This window comes from Aeromonas sp. ASNIH8 (genome assembly GCF_002919855.1).
Taxonomy (GTDB): domain Bacteria; phylum Pseudomonadota; class Gammaproteobacteria; order Enterobacterales; family Aeromonadaceae; genus Aeromonas; species Aeromonas caviae.
Window position 1 is genome coordinate 1 of sequence record NZ_PQLN01000275.1, and the last position, 599, is coordinate 599.

The window sequence follows — 599 nt, forward strand, 5'->3', positions numbered from 1 at the left end:
GATCAACACCACGTCGGTAACTTCAGTGAATTTCGCTGGCTCGGCACCTTTGGTGACCCAGTTGTAGAGCATTTCGCTGGATTTATAGCCATGTACGTCCGGGCTTGGCAGCAGAGAACCGTAGAAGCCGGTGGCCTGCGCTTTAGAAAGCTCGCTCACCGCATCAACGCCGTTGATGCCGATGCCGATAACATCTGCCGCTTTGAAGCCCTGGCCTTCGGTGGCGCGCACGCCGCCCAGGACGGTGTTGTCGTTCATCCCCACCACCAGCCAGTGTTTCACTTCAGAGTGCTGCACCAGCATGGAGTTGGCCGCATCGAAAGCGCCCGGGATGTCGTTGGATTTGGTTGGCACTTTGTAGATCTGTTTTTCCGGGAAGCCGGCCGCTTTCAGGGCTTCCATCGAACCGGAGGTGCGACGGCGTGCGGTATCCAGTTCATCGGCGGTGATCGCCATAACCGCGGTGTCCTTCACGTCCCAGCCGCGTTTTTGCATCTCTTTATAGAGCTCCTGGCCCTGGCGCTCGCCGATTTTGGTCGCCGCCATCATCACCAGCGGCACGGTATCCATCGGCTTGCCCTCGGCGTTCACGAACTGAT

General features: G+C 58.6%; 1 pseudogene. It reads right to left on the reverse strand.

Annotated features, from left to right (window positions below):
- A pseudogene (locus tag C3418_RS23880) lies at window positions 1-599 on the reverse strand (arabinose ABC transporter substrate-binding protein); the annotation flags it as partial.